General features: G+C 66.4%; 10 protein-coding genes. 8 read left to right on the top strand and 2 right to left on the bottom strand.

Annotated elements, in window-relative coordinates; all coding sequences use genetic code 11:
* Positions 1 to 59: 59 nt before the first annotated feature.
* The 4 genes from ACFDR9_RS00960 to ACFDR9_RS00945 all read left to right on the top strand — a co-directional run bounded on the left by ACFDR9_RS00960 (position 60) and on the right by ACFDR9_RS00945 (position 4,781).
* Entirely contained in the window at positions 60 to 1,409 is a 1,350-nt protein-coding gene (locus tag ACFDR9_RS00960; protein ID WP_409029762.1) for a hypothetical protein, read from the top strand.
* A gap of 10 nt (positions 1,410 to 1,419) precedes the next feature.
* Entirely contained in the window at positions 1,420 to 2,337 is a 918-nt protein-coding gene (locus ACFDR9_RS00955) for a metal ABC transporter solute-binding protein, Zn/Mn family (protein WP_017875694.1), read from the top strand.
* Positions 2,337 to 3,101, top strand: a complete 765-nt coding sequence (locus tag ACFDR9_RS00950; RefSeq protein WP_409029761.1) for a metal ABC transporter permease — start codon at positions 2,337 to 2,339, stop codon at positions 3,099 to 3,101. The genes ACFDR9_RS00955 and ACFDR9_RS00950 overlap by 1 nt, the downstream gene beginning before the upstream one ends.
* A gap of 309 nt (positions 3,102 to 3,410) precedes the next feature.
* A complete protein-coding gene (locus tag ACFDR9_RS00945) occupies positions 3,411 to 4,781 on the top strand; it encodes a tetratricopeptide repeat protein (RefSeq protein WP_409029760.1) in 1,371 nt (456 codons plus the stop codon).
* Positions 4,782 to 4,806: 25 nt separating this feature from the next.
* On the opposite strand, the gene ACFDR9_RS00940 is transcribed toward ACFDR9_RS00945, so the two are convergent.
* Complete coding sequence (locus ACFDR9_RS00940) at positions 4,807 to 6,588, bottom strand: GGDEF domain-containing protein (RefSeq protein WP_035788306.1); 1,782 nt, start codon at positions 6,586 to 6,588, stop codon at positions 4,807 to 4,809.
* A gap of 365 nt (positions 6,589 to 6,953) precedes the next feature.
* Here ACFDR9_RS00940 and ACFDR9_RS00935 point away from each other — a divergent pair, with 365 nt between their 5' ends.
* From ACFDR9_RS00935 to ACFDR9_RS00925, 3 genes are all read left to right on the top strand, one after another.
* Positions 6,954 to 7,601: a methylamine utilization protein gene (locus ACFDR9_RS00935; RefSeq protein ID WP_051068235.1), complete on the top strand. Its 648-nt coding sequence runs from the start codon at positions 6,954 to 6,956 to the stop codon at positions 7,599 to 7,601.
* An 8-nt stretch (positions 7,602 to 7,609) separates the two neighbouring features.
* Positions 7,610 to 10,042 (top strand): putative bifunctional diguanylate cyclase/phosphodiesterase, encoded by a 2,433-nt coding sequence (locus tag ACFDR9_RS00930; protein WP_409029759.1) that lies wholly within the window; start codon positions 7,610 to 7,612, stop codon positions 10,040 to 10,042.
* A 205-nt stretch (positions 10,043 to 10,247) separates the two neighbouring features.
* A complete protein-coding gene (locus tag ACFDR9_RS00925) occupies positions 10,248 to 12,431 on the top strand; it encodes a prolyl oligopeptidase family serine peptidase (protein ID WP_409029758.1) in 2,184 nt (727 codons plus the stop codon).
* Positions 12,432 to 12,758: 327 nt separating this feature from the next.
* On the opposite strand, the gene ACFDR9_RS00920 is transcribed toward ACFDR9_RS00925, so the two are convergent.
* Entirely contained in the window at positions 12,759 to 13,049 is a 291-nt protein-coding gene (locus ACFDR9_RS00920) for an antibiotic biosynthesis monooxygenase family protein (protein WP_409029757.1), read from the bottom strand.
* A gap of 197 nt (positions 13,050 to 13,246) precedes the next feature.
* Between ACFDR9_RS00920 and ACFDR9_RS00915 the strand changes: the two genes are divergently transcribed.
* Entirely contained in the window at positions 13,247 to 13,810 is a 564-nt protein-coding gene (locus ACFDR9_RS00915; protein ID WP_017875686.1) for a TetR/AcrR family transcriptional regulator, read from the top strand.
* Positions 13,811 to 13,845: the final 35 nt, after the last annotated feature.

Genomic DNA, 13,845 nt, shown 5'->3' with positions numbered 1-13,845 from the left:
TGGTGCGCGCTTTGCCGCGCGCGGGCTTGCCATATCTATCCCATTTAGGCAGGATTTTCATGTTCAAATACACCGTACTCGCGGCCGCCCTGGCCGTGTCGTTTTCCACGCCGGGCGTCGCCGCCGCCGCCAGCGATACAGAGCTGGGCGAGATCCGCGACCAGATTCGCGTCATGAAGGAATCCTACGAGGCGCGCCTGCAAGCGCTGGAGCTGCGCTTGCAGCAGGCCCAGGCCGTCGCCGCCAACGCCGTGGCCCCGGCCGCCGCCCCGGCGCCGGTCGACGCGCGCGCCGCCAACCCTGCCGCCGCCAGCAACATCTTCAATCCGAACGTCGCGCTGGTTCTGGGCGGCACGATGTCACGCCTGTCGCACAGCCCGGCCGATTTCCGCCTGCAAGGCTTCCTGCCGTCCGGCGGCGAGGTCGGCCCCGGCAAGCGCGGCTTCAGCCTGGGCGAGTCGGAACTGACGCTGTCGGCGAATATCGATCCGCGCTTCGCCGGCCAGCTGACGTTCGCCCTCAGCGGCGAGAACGAGGCCGCAGTCGAGGAAGCCTTCGTCCAGACCCGCGCGCTGGCGAACGGCGTGAACGTGCGCGCCGGCCGCTTCCTGTCCTCGGTCGGCTACCTGAACTCGCAACACGCCCATACCTGGGACTTCGTCGACGCGCCGCTGGCCTACCAGGCCTTCTTCGGCGGCCAGTACAAGGCCGACGGCGTGCAGGCGAAGTGGCTGGCGCCGACCGACCAGTTCGTCGAACTGGGCATGGAAGTGTCCGCCGGCGGCGGTTTCCCCGGCAACGAGCGCAACAAGAACGGCGTTGGCGCCACCTCGCTGTTCGCCCACGTCGGCGACGACATCGGCGCCTCGTCGAGCTACCGCGCCGGCGTCTCCTACCTGCACACCGGCGCGACCGAACGCGCCATCGACGACTTGTCCAGCTTTAGCGGCAAGTCGTCCATGTGGATCGCCGACGCCATCTATAAATGGGCGCCGAACGGCAATTCGACCGTGAGCAACTTCAAGCTGCAGGGCGAGTACTTCCGCAACAAGGAAAGCGGCAGCCTGGACGTCGCCGACGCCGGCGCCGCCGCCTATCGCAGCGCCCAGTCCGGCTGGTATCTGCAGGGCGTCTACCAGTTCATGCCGAACTGGCGCACCGGCCTGCGCTACGACCGCCTGTCGTCCGGCCGCCGCGACCTCGATGGCGAGCTGACGCTGGCCAACGTGCCGATCCTCGACGCGTACGCGCCGTCGCGCGCCAGCCTGATGTTCGACTACAGCCCGTCCGAGTTTTCACGCCTGCGCCTGCAATTGGCGCGCGACAAGACGCGTCCGGGTGTCGTCGATAAGCAGATTTTCCTTCAGTACATCATGAGCCTGGGCACGCACGCGGCCCACGCTTTCTAAGGAGTTGGCAATGCATACGACATTCAACAAAACCTGGCTGGCCGCCGCGCTGGCCGGCGCCGCGCTGGCGCCGCTGTCGGCGCACGCCGCCATCAACGTGCTGGCCTGCGAGCCGGAGTGGGAGGCGCTGAGCAAGGAACTGGGCGGCGACAAGGTGAAAGTGGGCAGCGCCACCACCGCCCTGCAAGACCCGCACCGGGTCGAAGCGCGCCCCAGCCTGATCGCCCGCACCCGCAACGCCGACTTGCTGGTGTGCACCGGCCTGGAGCTGGAGGTGGGCTGGTTGCCGGTGCTGCTGCAGCAATCGGGCAACGCCAAGATCGCCCCCGGCCAGCCCGGCAACTTCGAGGCCGGCGCCGTGGTGCCGCGGCTCGACATACCCGGCAAGGTCGACCGCAGCGAGGGCGACGTGCACGCGGCCGGCAACCCGCACATCCAGCAAAACCCGCACAACATCGCGCTGGTCGCCGCCGCGCTGGGCAAGCGCCTGGCCGAGGTGGATCCGGCCAACGCCGCCGAGTACCAGTCGCGCCTGAAGGACTTTTCGGCGCGCTGGAGCGCCGCCACGCTGAAATGGGAAAAGCAGGCCGCGCCGTTGAAGTCGCTGGCCGTCGTCGAACACCATAAAAACATGGAGTACCTGATGGGCTGGCTCGGCCTGCGCCAGGTCGGCACGCTGGAACCCAAGCCGGGCGTCGAACCGAGCGCGGCGCACCTGTCGGCGCTGCTGGCGCAGTTGCAGCGCCAACCGGCCAAGATGGTGCTGCGCGCCGCCTACCAAGACGGCCGCGCCTCGCAATGGCTGTCCGAGCGGGCCGGCATTCCGGCCGTGGTGTTGCCGTTCACCGTGGGCGCCGACGACAGGAGCAAGGACTTGTTCGGCTTCTTCGACAGCACCGTGCAACGCCTGCTGGAGGCGGCCAAGTGATGCTGGGCCAGATCGATCTGATGATCATCTTGCCGGCCTTCGTGGCCGGCCTGCTGGTGCTCGCGACGCATATTCCACTGGGCGCGCAAGTGCTCAAGCGCGGCATCGTCTTCATCGATCTGGCGATCGCCCAGATCGCCGCGCTGGGCGTCATCATCGCCGGCTCGGGCGACCTCGACCCGCAAGGCTGGGCGGTGCAGGCGGCGGCCGGCATCGCCGCCGTGCTGGGCGCCTTGTTGCTGACCTGGACCGAAAAACGCTGGCCCGAGGTGCAGGAGGCGCAGATCGGCGTGCTGTTCATCCTGGCGGCGACCGGCGGCCTGCTGCTGGTGGCGCACAATCCGCACGGCGGCGAGCACCTGCAGGACTTGCTCGCCGGCCAGATCCTGTGGGTGCGCTACCAACAACTGCTGGCGCCGCTGTTCGGCACGGTGCTGGTCGGCGCGGTGCTGTACTTCTACAACGAGCGCCTGAGCCGGCTGGGGTTCTACCTGATCTTCGCGCTGGCGGTCACGGCCTCGGTGCAATTGGTCGGCGTGTATCTGGTGTTTACGAGTTTGATCGTGCCCAGCCTGGCGGTGCGGCATTATCCGACCGGCCAGCGCCTGCCGCTGGCCTACGGCGTCGGCGCCGCCGGCTACCTGAGCGGGCTGGTGCTGTCGACCGTGCTGGACCTGCCGTCCGGCGCGCTGATCGTCTGGTGCCTGACGCTGCTGGCCACGCTGGTGTACGCCTTCGGCCCGAAACCGGCGCGTCCGCGCTGAAGCGAAGCTAGGGCCGTTGCTGTAGCCGGTTTACCCGGCGCCGGCGCATCACAGAGAACCCGCGGCGAGCGATCGCCGCGGGTTTTTTCGCATTTAAATCCAACGGGAAATATCTGTTGGCGAACTCAACCATAAAATGACATTTTGTCATCAACATTGAGTCGTGTCAAACGCCCCCGCCGAACCAAGTTTTATAATTTGAACAACATATTTAGGTATGACCAAATTCGCCGGCCGGGGCTGTTCCAGGTGCCGGTGAAGGCCCGGCATTGGTCCGGTTCAACGCTGATTTGAGTGCCGGGGACGAGCATGAACAATCGACAGACCGCCAAGGAAAACTACCAGGCTTACGTCTGGTTTCGGACGGCGGCCGAGCAGGGTAACGCTTACGCGCAATTCAACCTTGGTTTGATGTACAAAAAGGGCGAGGGTATCGCCCGCGACGACGAGCGCGCCTTCATCTGGCTGCGCCTGGCGGCCCTGCAAGGCCTGGCCTTCGCGCAGAACCACCTGGGCTCCATGTATTACAACGGCCGCGGCGTGGCCCAGAGCGACAAGGAAGCGGTGTTCTGGTTCCGCCGCGCGGCCCGGCAAGGCGACGCGTCGGCCCAGCAAAACCTCGGCCAGATGTATAAAAAGGGCCGCGGCGTGCCGCAAAGCGACTCGCTGGCGCTGGCCTGGTTCTACCGCGCCTCCGAACAGGGCATCGCCAGCGCCCAGTCGCTGCTGGGCGAGGCCTACGCGCGCGGGCTGGGCGCCAAGCAAAACACCGCCCTGGCGCTGGCCTGGTTCCGCAAGGCCGCGCTGCAAGGCGACGCCACCGCCCAGCTCAACCTGGGGCTGGTCTACAAGCACGGACAAGGCGTGGCGCAGAGCGACGAACAGGCGCTGGCGTGGTTCCGCCAGGCCGCCGCCCAGGGCGCCGCCGTCGCGCAGCGCCAGGTCGGCGTCGCCTACGCCGAGGGCCTGGGCGTGGCGCCGGACCAGTTGCGCGCCTATGCGTGGTTGTCGCGCGCCGCCGAGCAGGGCGACGCCGACGCCCAGTTCAACCTGGGTGTCATGCTGTCCAAGGGGCAGGGCGTCGACAAGGACGAGGTCAAGGCGTTCTCGTGGTACAGCCGGGCCGCCGTGCACGGCCACGTGCTGGCGCAATACAATCTCGGCGGCATGTACGCGGCCGGCCGCGGCGTCGAGCGCGATCTGCAACAGGCGCTGACGTGGTATCGCAAGGCGGCCGAGCAGGGCGCGCCGAACGCGCAGTTCAACCTCGGCGTCATTTACGCCAACGGCCAGGGCGTTGACAAGGACGACGAGCGCGCGGTGCACTGGTATCGGATCGCCGCCGACCAGGGCGACGCCAGCGCGCAAAACAACCTCGGCGTGATGTACGCCAACGGCCACGGCGTGCCCCAGGACGACGCGCTGGCGGTGCGCTGGTACTGCCGCGCCGCCGAGCAGGGCCATGCGCTGGCCCAGTACAATCTGGGCGGCATGTACAACAGCGGCCGCGGCGTCGAGCGCGATCCGGTGCGTTCCTATATGTGGATTTCTCTGGCGGCGGAGGCCGGCGACGAGACGGCCAACAGCAACCGCGGCGTGCTCGCCGGCAGAATGACGGCGGCGGAAATCGGTTCGGCGCTGGATTTGACGCGGCAGTGGCGCCAGGCGCACCGGGGCTGACGGCCGCCACCCCGGTTAGCCGCGATCAGACCGGCCGGCGCGGCTGCCCCTGCGGCTCCTGGCGGCGGTCGAGGAACAGGCTGTTGCCGTGGATTTTCTTGGCCTGCTTCTTGGCCTCGGCGGCGGCCGTGGCGATCTGGTGGTGGGTGTGGTACTGGCGCGGTTCGACCTTGATGACGCCCAGCGACAAGCCGATCAGCGAGCAAAACACCTTCATGCCCTGGCGGTCTTCGCTGAGGTAGCCGCCGCGCTCGCGGTCGTCGATGCTATAGAAGTCGTCGATGGCGGCGCCGAACTGCGCCAGCATGGCGTGGCAGCGCGCCTCCCAATCCTCGCTCTGGAACAGGATCATGAAGTCGTCGCCGCCGATGTGCCCGATGAAGTCGCGGTTGGCGTCGCAGTGCCGGCTGAGGATGTCGCCGCACAGCTGGATCACGTCGTCGCCGCGGCGGTAGCCGTAGACGTCGTTGAAGGGCTTGAAGTGGTCGAGGTCGCAATAGCAGACCCAGAAGCGGCTGTCGCTTTCCAGCAAGCGCTCGATATGCTCGTTGATCGGCACGTTGCCCGGCAACTGCGTCAGCGGATTGGCGTAGCGCGCCGCGTGGATCTGCATCTGCGTGATCTCGCGCATCAGGTCGTGGCCGCGGCCCATGCCCAGGTAGCGGCCGTGCTCGGTGATGATGAAGCCGTTGAACAGGTGGTGGGCGTCGCCCTGGACCATGCTGAAGCTCAGGTCCTGCAGGCTGGTGTCCTTGTCGGCGATCAAGGAGTTGGCGTCCATGAACAGCGTACACGGCTTCTTGCCGTACAGCTCGCGCTGGTAGGGCCGGGCGAAATGGTCGATCATGTCGAAGCGGCTGATCAGCCCCAGCGGCACGCCGGCGTCGACCACCGGGATGATCAACAGCTTGGGTTCGCGCAGGAACAACTCGTAGACCTCGTTGTTGCTGAGCGCCGGCGACACCGCCGGCACCTGTTGTAACAGTTTAAAAATAGTCACGGCGTTCTTCTCGATTCCGCTGCGTTGCGGGTACACCGCCACGCCGTTGCCGCCCAGCGCCTTGCGCACCGCGGCCGGCACGGCGCTGGCCGGCGCCGCGTGCGGCCGCCCCAGGTGGTAGCCCTGGCCGAAGGCGACGCCAAGGTCGCGCAGCACCAGCAACTCGGCCTGCGTTTCGATGCCCTCGGCGATCACCAGCGTGTCCGACTGTTCGGCGATTTCCTGGATCGAGCGCACGAACTGCAGCTTGACCGGGTCGTGGTTGATGCCCTGGATGAAATGCATGTCGATCTTGACGTACTCGGGGCGCAGCTCGGACCACAGGCGCAGGCTGGAAAAGCCCTCGCCGAGGTCGTCGATGGCGATCTGGAAGCCCATCTTGCGGTAGTGCAGTACCGCCTCGCGCATCAACTCGTAATCGTAGGTCGGCTGGTTTTCGGTCAGCTCGATGATCACGCGCGCCGGGTTGATGCCGATGCGGGCGATGTAATCGAGCGTGTGGCCGTGGCGGTCGTGGCGCAGCAGCAGGCACTCCGGGCTGACGTTGAGAAATAGCTTGCCCGGCAGATCCAGTTCGGCGAAGCGCTCCAGCACCACCTGGCGGCACAGGTGCTCCACTTCCAGCGTCAAGCCGTTGGCGCGCGCCACCTTGAACAGCTTCATCGGCGCGTGCAGCGGGCTGTCGGACGGCCCGCGTATCAAGCCCTCGTAACCGATGACGTCGCCGCTTTGCATCTGGATGATGGGCTGGAACAAGGCGCTCAGATGGCGCGTCGCAATAATGTCGAGTAATTGTTCACGCAACATGTCGTCCTCCGAAGTCGGTTCCGCGAGCGCCGGCGGCGCCGGCACCGCCCGCAAATGCACGGCCTTCGAAGGTGGCGCCGGCGCGGCGGGCAGGTGGGCGAAGAGGGCGAGCGGCAAGGTAGAGTTCACGGCGGCGGTCTGGTGGCGGTGCTGGGCGGTCGGCACGGCCCTGGGGCCATGGTCATATTGCCAATTCTAATGCCGGTATGTGACATCTTAATGAAATGCAGTTATTTTTTCTCAAAGGAAATACTGCCCGGCACCTAAATCTTCTTTGGGGAAGATTTCGCAGGGGCTACAATAGGCCCACCGGCAAGGTCGTCTTCGCCGCGCCGCCCGACCACCCCACTCGCCAGGATTACAGCATGACTATCTCCGCAACGCTTCGTCGCACGACCGTGTTGGCCGCCCTGCTGGCGGCCGCCTCCGCCTCCGCCTCCGCTGCCGGGATCGCGGTGCAGGTGAGGGACGGCGCCGGCCTGCCGCTGGCCGACGTGGTGGTGTACGCCGAGGCCGACGGCGCCGCGGCCAGGCCGCCGCGGCCGGCTTCGATCGAGCAAAAGGGCTTGAAATTCGCGCCGTTGGTGAGCGTGGTGCAAACCGGCAGCAGCGTCAGCTTCCCGAATAACGACAAGGTGCGCCACCACATTTATTCCTTTTCGCCGGCCAAGAAATTCGACCAGAAACTGTATTCGGGCGTGGCGGCCAGCCCGCAGGTGTTCGACAAGGCCGGCACCGTCGTGCTCGGTTGTAATATCCACGACAAGATGCTCGCCTACATCAAGGTCGTCGACACGCCGTACTTCGCCAAGACCGACGCCGCCGGCGCGGCCGTGATCGAGCTGCCGGCGGCCGGCAAATACGTGCTCAAGGCTTGGCATTACCACGCCGTCGGCGGCGCCACGGCCGAGCAGGCCGTCGCCGTCAAGGCCGACGGCGTCACCGCCGCTGCCTTCAAGCTCGCGCTCAAGCCGGCCGGCGCCGCCGACGCCGACGCCAACGCCAGTTACTAGGCGCGACCATGCGTTTTCGCAGTCTCGAAAGCCGGATCGTCACGCTGTTCCTGGTGTTGATCGTGGTGGTCCAGGTGCTCGGCCTGCTGGTGATCCAGCAGGGCATCGCCAGCAACGCGCGCAGCGCCATCAGCGCCGAGCTGGGCACCGGCGCCAAGGTGTTCCGCCGCCTGCTCGAACAGAACGCGCAAAAGCTGCGCTTCGGCGCCAGCGTGCTGGCGCGCGACACCGCCTTCGTGCAGGCCATCGGCAACGACGACGAGAGCGACCGCGCCACCATCGAATCGGCGCTGGCCAACAGCGGGCGGCGCATCAAGGCCTCGCTGACGATGCTGGTCGGCGCCGAGCGCACCATCAAGGCCTCGACCAACGCGGCCCAGTCGGCCGGCCTGGAGCAACTCGTCGTCAGCATGCTCGACAAGGCCGAGCAGTATGACGGCGCCAGCGGCATCGCCATCGTCGAGCGGCGCCCCTACCAGATCGTGGTGGTGCCGGTGCGCGCGCCGATTATCATCGGCTACGTCGTCATGGCATTCCCGATCGACCGCCAGTTGGCCAACGACATGCGCGACATCTCCTCGCTGCAGGTGGCGGTCCTGACGCGCGACGAGGGCGGCGACTGGCTCGCCACCGCCACCACGCTGCCGGTGACGTCGGTGGGCCCGGCGCTGGCGCGCATCCAGGCGCTGCCGGCGGCGCCGTTGTCGGCCCAGCTCGACAGCGACGCCGTCGTCGACCTTGAGTTGGACGTCGAGGGCAGCCACTACAGCGCGCGCCTGCTGCCGATCGGCCAGGACGGCGCGCGCGTCGCCAGCGTCGTGCTGGCGCGTTCGATCGACGAGGCGATGGCCGAATACACCAGCCTGCGGCGCCTGTTGCTGGCGCTCAGCGTGGCCGGCATCGGCGTCGCCGCGCTCGCCAGCGTGCTCACCGCCAAGCGCATCGCCCAGCCGCTGAGCGCGCTGGCGGCCACCGCCAAGCGGCTCGAACAGGGCGACTACAAGGGCCAGCTCGACATCAAGCGCGACGACCAGATCGGCGCGCTGGCACAGGCCTTCGAGAGCATGCGCGACGGGATCGCCAAGCGCGAACAGGAAATCCGCCGGTTGGCGTACTGGGACTCGCTGACCGGCCTGCCGAACCGCGCCCAGTTCGTGCTGCTGCTGGACGACTCGATCGAGCAGGCTGGCCGCCGCGACGAGCAAGTGTTCGTGCTGATGATGGACCTGGACCGCTTCAAGCACGTCAACGACGTCATGGGCCACAGCTTCGGCGACGCGCTGCTGCGCCAGGTGGCCGAGCGCCTGCAACTGCAACTGGCGCAGGACCGGCACGGCGCCGCCCAGGTGGCGCGCCTGGGCGGCGACGAGTTCGCCATCCTGTTGCCCAACGCCAGCCTGGAGCAGGCCCGCCTTACGGCGGCGCAGGTGCTGGCCGCGCTGGAAAGCCCGCTGTCGCTGGAGGACCAGATGGTCGACATCGGCGCCGGCCTGGGCATCGCCGGCTACCCGTCGCACGCCGGCACCGGCGAAGCCTTGCTGAGCATGGCCGAGGTGGCGATGTACGCGGCCAAGCAGCGCAACGACGGCGCCGTGGTGTACCAGGCCGGCCTGGACAAGGCGAGCGAGCAAAGCCTGTCGCTGCTGACCGAACTGCGCAACGCCATCGAGGGCGAGCAGTTCCGCCTGCACGTGCAACCGAAGATCATGCTCGGCAGCGGCGACGTGGTCGGCGTCGAGGCGCTGGTGCGCTGGCAGCACCCCGAGCGCGGCAACGTCTTCCCCGACGACTTCATCCCGTTCGCCGAGCAGAGCGGCTTCATCCGCGTGCTGACCCGCTGGGTGCTGGAGAAATCGGCGGCGCTGTGCCAGCAACTGGCGGCCGAGGGCGTGCACTTGAAAGTGTCGGTGAACCTGTCGACGCGCGACCTGCTGGACCAGAACCTGCCGGTGAAATTCGCCGAGATCCTGGCGCGTTATCGCTTGCAGCCGTCCTCGTTCTGTCTGGAAATCACCGAGAGCGCGATCATGGACGACCCGGTGCGCGCCCAGCTGACGCTGGAGCGCCTGCACGCGATGGGCGTCGACCTGTCGATCGACGACTTCGGCACCGGCTACTCCTCGCTGGCCTACCTGAAACGGTTGCCGGTGGACGAACTGAAAATCGACAAATCCTTCGTGCTCAACATGGAGCACGACGAGGGCGACACCAAGATCGTGCGCTCGACCATCGACCTGGGCCACAACATGGGCTTGCGCGTCGTCGCCGAGGGCATCGAAAGCGAAGCGGTCTGGCGCCTGCTGGCCGAAATGGGCTGCGACCAGGGCCAGGGCTACTTCATGAGCCGGCCGATGCCCGGCGAGCAGTTGCTGGCCTGGCTGGCCACATGGCGGGCGCGCGCGCCGGCGACGACGACGCCACAGCGCCGCAGCTCGGATTAGCTCGGCGTCATCCTAAACCGCGGCGGGCGGCCAAATAAAATATGGCGGCGCGGCGCGATTAGTGTGCTTTAAAGGCCACATTTCGCGCTATGATTTCATCGGCGAAAGAAGCGGTCGGATTTTCCTCCCACCCCATCCTGTCCTGCAACGGCGGCGCCGGCCCGGCGCCGCCATCCACTTTGCTCTTCGATGATACGGATCACCCATGCATGTACGTAGCGCCACCCTGATATTCAGTTTGATCGCCAGCCTCGGCGGCAACGCCGGCGCGCAGAGCTGCCCGGCCTCGGCCTTCGGCGCCGGCGCGGCCCCCGGCTACCCGAACAGCAAGACCGGCGACCAGCAAGACAACTACCACGGCACCCAGGTCGCCGATCCCTACCGCTGGCTGGAAGACGCCAACAGCGCCGAGACCCACGACTGGGTCGAGTCGCAAAACCAGCTGACCCAATCCTACCTGGGCCAAATCGCCGGGCGCGACGGCATCAAGCAGCGCCTGACCAAGCTGTGGAACTACGAGCGCTTCAGCGTGCCGTTCAAAGAGGGCGGGCGCTACTTCTACAGCCGCAACGACGGCCTGCAGAACCAGGCCGTGCTGTACACGCTGGCGTCGCTGGATGACACGCCGCGCCTGCTGCTCGACCCGAACACCCTGGCCGCCGACGGCACCGTGGCGCTGGCCGGCACCTCGGTCAGCCCGAACGGCAAATACCTGGCCTACGGCACGGCCGCCTCCGGCTCCGACTGGAACGTCTGGAAGGTGCGCGACATCGACACCGGCAAGGACCTCGACGACGAGCTGAAGTGGGTCAAATTTTCCGGCGCCTCGTGGACCAAGGATGGCAGCGGCTTCTTCTACAGCCGCTACGACGCGCCACAGGAGGCCACCAAGCTGGCCGACATCAACTACTTCCAGAAATTGTACTTCCATCAGGTCGGCACGCCGCAAAGCAGCGACGTGCTGGTCTATGACCGCCCGGACCAGAAGGAATGGGGTTTCGGCGGCAAAGTCAGCGACGACGGCAACTACCTGGTGATCACCGCCACCCAGGGCACGGCGCACAAGAACCGCGTCTTCTACAAAGACTTGCGGCGCAAGGACGGCAAGGTCGCGACCCTGCTCGACGGCTTCGACGCGTCCTATGAATTCATCGACAACGACGGCCCGGTGTTCTGGTTCATGACCGACAACAAGGCGCCGACGTCGCGCGTGGTCGCCATCGACACGCGCCGCCCGCAAGCGGCCAACTGGAAGGAGATCGTGCCGCAGGCGGCCCAGACGCTGACCAACGCCGGCATCGTCAACCGCCAACTGGTGCTGGAGTACCTGAGCGACGCGCGCAGCCAGGTCAAGGTGGTCGACCTGAAAGGCAAACCGGTGCGCGAGGTGGCGCTGCCGGGCATCGGTTCGGCCAGCGGCTTCGGCGGCAAGCGCGGCGATACCGAAACCTTCTACTCGTACACCAGCTTCACGACGCCGACGACCATCTACCGCTACGACATGAAAACCGGCAAGAGCAGCGTCTACCGCCAGCCAAAGGTCGACTTCGACCCGAGCGATTTCGACACGCGGCAGCAGTTCTTCACCAGCCGCGACGGCACCAAGGTGCCGATGTTCATCGTCTCGAAAAAGGGCATCAAGCTCGACGGTTCGAACCCGACCTACCTGTACGGCTACGGCGGCTTCAACGTCTCGCTCACGCCCGCCTTCTCGGTGGCCAACCTGGCCTGGCTTGAAATGGGCGGCGTCTACGTGATGGCCAACCTGCGCGGCGGCGGCGAATACGGCGAGGCCTGGCACACCGCCGGCACCAAGCTGCACAAGCAAAACGTGTTCGACGACTTCATCGGCGCGGCCGAGTGGCTGGTCGATAACAAGGTCAGCTCGCCGGCCAAGCTGGCCATCGGCGGCGGCAGCAACGGCGGCCTGCTGGTCGGCGCGGCAATGACCCAGCGTCCCGAGTTGTTCGCCGCGGCGATCCCGCAGGTGGGCGTGCTCGACATGCTGCGCTTCCACAAGTTCACCATCGGCTGGGCCTGGACATCGGACTACGGCTCGTCCGACAACGCCGACGAGTTCAAGGCGCTGATGGCCTACTCGCCGCTGCACAACGTGAAAAAGGGCCGCTGCTACCCGGCCACGATGATCACCACCGCCGACCACGACGACCGCGTCGTGCCGGCGCACAGCTTCAAGTTCGCCGCCGCCGCGCAGGCGGCGCAGGGCGGCCCGGCGCCGATCCTGATCCGCATCGACCGCAAGGCCGGCCACGGCGCCGGCAAGCCGACCGCCAAGCAGATCGAGGAAGTGGCCGACCGCTGGGGCTTCCTCAGCCGCGCGCTGCGGATGAACGAGGCGGGCGAACCGGCCAAGGTCGCCGCGCAGTAAGCGCCACGGCGCCGTAATAGGCGGGCGCAGCGGGGGCGGGCGGCGGCGTCGCCCGCCTTTGGCTTTGCGCGGCGCCGGCCATGAAATCCATACATGCCGCAAAAGTGGGCCGGAATGCGGATCGAACCGCCGACATCGCCGCCCAGTTCCAGCGCGCTAAATCCCGCCGCCAGCGCCGCCGCCGCACGTCAATCCGTGCCGGATAGGTAGCGAGCAAGCCGCGACTGTCGATCGCGCCTCGCTTCAAGCCCGGCAGCAGCTGTGCAGCGCTCTGGTATAGCCATGTCGTATGCACGGATACACCTTGTGCGCTGCCACAGAATAGCCTTATGCCAAAGCGGCGACGAAAATCTCCGGCACCGGCGGCGCGGCCAGCATGGGCATGACTTTGAGCACCTGTTCCAGCAGCACGGCATTGCTGTCGCCAGCCTGCAGATCCGCTTCCGATTCCCATATCGTAATTGACATGCCTTTCCCGGTGGCCGGGTCGGTCAGCAGCAAGCTGCTCTTGAATCCTTGCTGCTGCTTCAAGAGCGGCATGACGGAATCCTGAAATAGCGCGACGATTTCATCGAGTTTTTCGGGTTTTGATTGAACATGGGTCACTCTTGCGAACATGGTTTTCTCCAGCGTTAATAAATCGGCGGCGGCGTACCGGCAGTCGGCGGCGAAGCGGCCTGCCGACCGTCAGTACAGTATGTATGGTAAGACTATACCGCGCCGTTGCCAATCTTGCAATCTTAAGCTCATAGGATATGATTTGCCCGCGTCGCGCCACGACCGCCCCCGTTGTTTGAATTTTTTTAGGAGTCGTAATGATCCAACCGCCGGCCGCCCCGAAGCAGCGCCTGTCACGCGAAGATTGGCTTGATTTTGGTTTGACCGTGCTGCGCGACGAGGGGGCGCAGGCGCTGAAAGCAGAGCCGCTGTGCAAACGCCTGGGCGTCACCCGCGGCAGTTTTTACTGGCACTTTGAGAGTGCGGGCAGTTTCATGCTGGCGGTGGTGGAGCGCTGGGAAGCCAGGGCCACCGAGCAGGTGATGGCGCTGGTCGAGCGCCAGCAGGGCAGCGCCATTGAAAAACTGCGTTTTCTGCTGCGCAAGGTGGGGCGGATGGATATCCAGTTTTACGAGGCCATCAACCACCTGGGCGGGCAAAACCCGGAATTGGCTGCCGTGCTGCGTCGCGTGCACGACAGGCGCGTGCATTTTTTGGCCAAGTTGCTGGGGGAGCTGGGCCTGGAGGCGGGCGAGGCGCAAGTGCGGGCGCACATCATCTATGCCTGGGCCATGGGCGAGTTGCTGACCCGCGAGCGCGGGCTAGCCGCCTACACCGAGGCGCAAATCGGCGCCTTGGAACGTTTGCTGATGACGTGTTAGGCATCGGCCGCCCCCAGCCGCCCATTCCATATTTG

The organism is Janthinobacterium sp. CG_23.3, from assembly GCF_046115965.1.
Classification (GTDB): domain Bacteria; phylum Pseudomonadota; class Gammaproteobacteria; order Burkholderiales; family Burkholderiaceae_D; genus Janthinobacterium.
The sequence above is the reverse complement of the archived record's forward strand: the minus strand, read 5'-3'. Positions and strand labels throughout refer to the sequence as shown.

What these genes read in the sequence shown, in the direction of transcription:
- ACFDR9_RS00955 (WP_017875694.1), top strand. Translation starts at nt 1,420, where the DNA reads ATGCATACGACATTCAACAAAACCTGGCTGGCCGCCGCGCTGGCCGGC.
- ACFDR9_RS00960 (WP_409029762.1), top strand. Translation starts at nt 60, where the DNA reads ATGTTCAAATACACCGTACTCGCGGCCGCCCTGGCCGTGTCGTTTTCC.
- ACFDR9_RS00935 (WP_051068235.1), top strand. Translation starts at nt 6,954, where the DNA reads ATGACTATCTCCGCAACGCTTCGTCGCACGACCGTGTTGGCCGCCCTG.
- ACFDR9_RS00925 (WP_409029758.1), top strand. Translation starts at nt 10,248, where the DNA reads ATGCATGTACGTAGCGCCACCCTGATATTCAGTTTGATCGCCAGCCTC.
- ACFDR9_RS00915 (WP_017875686.1), top strand. Translation starts at nt 13,247, where the DNA reads ATGATCCAACCGCCGGCCGCCCCGAAGCAGCGCCTGTCACGCGAAGAT.
- ACFDR9_RS00945 (WP_409029760.1), top strand. Translation starts at nt 3,411, where the DNA reads ATGAACAATCGACAGACCGCCAAGGAAAACTACCAGGCTTACGTCTGG.
- ACFDR9_RS00920 (WP_409029757.1), bottom strand. Translation starts at nt 13,049, where the DNA reads ATGTTCGCAAGAGTGACCCATGTTCAATCAAAACCCGAAAAACTCGAT.
- ACFDR9_RS00940 (WP_035788306.1), bottom strand. Translation starts at nt 6,588, where the DNA reads ATGTTGCGTGAACAATTACTCGACATTATTGCGACGCGCCATCTGAGC.
- ACFDR9_RS00950 (WP_409029761.1), top strand. Translation starts at nt 2,337, where the DNA reads ATGCTGGGCCAGATCGATCTGATGATCATCTTGCCGGCCTTCGTGGCC.
- ACFDR9_RS00930 (WP_409029759.1), top strand. Translation starts at nt 7,610, where the DNA reads ATGCGTTTTCGCAGTCTCGAAAGCCGGATCGTCACGCTGTTCCTGGTG.